Annotated in this window: 1 protein-coding gene; it reads left to right on the top strand. The window is 45.8% G+C overall.

Translation table 11 applies throughout. From position 1 onward, the window contains the following. Nucleotides 1-1,185 carry an elongation factor Tu gene (gene tuf, locus CWB80_RS21750; RefSeq protein WP_054564107.1) on the top strand — a complete coding sequence of 395 codons (1,185 nt, stop codon included), beginning with the start codon at nt 1-3 and terminating at the stop codon, nt 1,183-1,185. Nucleotides 1,186-1,252 lie beyond the last annotated feature (67 nt).

Below are 1,252 nucleotides of genomic sequence, written 5' to 3'. Positions count from 1 at the left end.
ATGGCAAAAGAAAAGTTTGAACGCGTAAAACCGCACGTAAACGTTGGTACAATCGGCCACGTTGACCACGGTAAAACAACTCTAACAGCAGCAATCACTAACGTACTTGCAAAAGTATACGGTGGTGTAGCTAAAGACTTCGCATCAATCGATAACGCTCCAGAAGAGCGTGAGCGTGGTATCACAATCTCAACTTCACACGTTGAGTACGATACTCCAACTCGTCACTACGCACACGTAGACTGTCCAGGACACGCCGATTATGTTAAAAACATGATCACTGGTGCTGCTCAAATGGACGGCGCAATCCTAGTAGTTGCTGCGACTGACGGTCCTATGCCACAAACTCGTGAGCACATCCTACTTTCTCGTCAGGTTGGTGTACCTTACATCATCGTATTCATGAACAAATGTGACATGGTTGACGACGAAGAGCTACTTGAGCTAGTTGAGATGGAAGTTCGTGAACTTCTTTCTGAGTACGACTTCCCAGGTGATGACTTACCACTAATCCAAGGTTCAGCGCTTAAAGCGTTAGAAGGCGAGAAAGAGTGGGAAGACAAAATCGTTGAGCTTGCAGAAGCACTAGATTCTTACATCCCAGAGCCAGAGCGTGACATCGATAAGCCATTCATCATGCCTATCGAAGACGTATTCTCAATCCAAGGTCGTGGTACTGTTGTAACTGGCCGTGTTGAAGCTGGTATCATCAACGTGAATGACGAAGTTGAAATCGTAGGTATCAAAGAAACTACGAAGACAACTTGTACAGGTGTTGAGATGTTCCGTAAGCTTCTAGACGAAGGTCGTGCGGGTGAGAACATCGGTGCACTTCTACGTGGTACTAAGCGTGAAGACGTTGAACGTGGTCAAGTACTAGCTAAGCCTGGTTCAATCACTCCACACACGAAGTTCACTTCAGAAGTATACGTACTTTCTAAAGATGAAGGTGGTCGTCACACTCCATTCTTCAAAGGTTACCGTCCACAGTTCTACTTCCGTACAACTGACGTAACAGGTGACGTACAGTTACCAGACGGCGTTGAAATGGTAATGCCTGGTGACAACATCAAGATGACTGTAGAACTAATCTGCCCAATCGCGATGGACGAAGGTTTACGCTTCGCTATCCGTGAAGGTGGCCGTACAGTTGGTGCTGGTGTTGTTGCAACTATCGTTGAGTAATATCAATAGATAGAGCTTCACAGCTAATAAAAAGGTCGCCTAGGCGTAATGCTGATCAGTTAAGAAT

The sequence above is a fragment of the Pseudoalteromonas sp. S1650 genome (assembly GCF_005887195.1).
GTDB classification, from domain to species: domain Bacteria; phylum Pseudomonadota; class Gammaproteobacteria; order Enterobacterales; family Alteromonadaceae; genus Pseudoalteromonas; species Pseudoalteromonas simplex.
The sequence above is the reverse complement of the archived record's forward strand: the minus strand, read 5'-3'. Positions and strand labels throughout refer to the sequence as shown.

Excerpts from the sequence above, each read along its gene's own strand:
- tuf (WP_054564107.1), top strand. The coding sequence starts at position 1 with ATGGCAAAAGAAAAGTTTGAACGCGTAAAACCGCACGTAAACGTTGGT.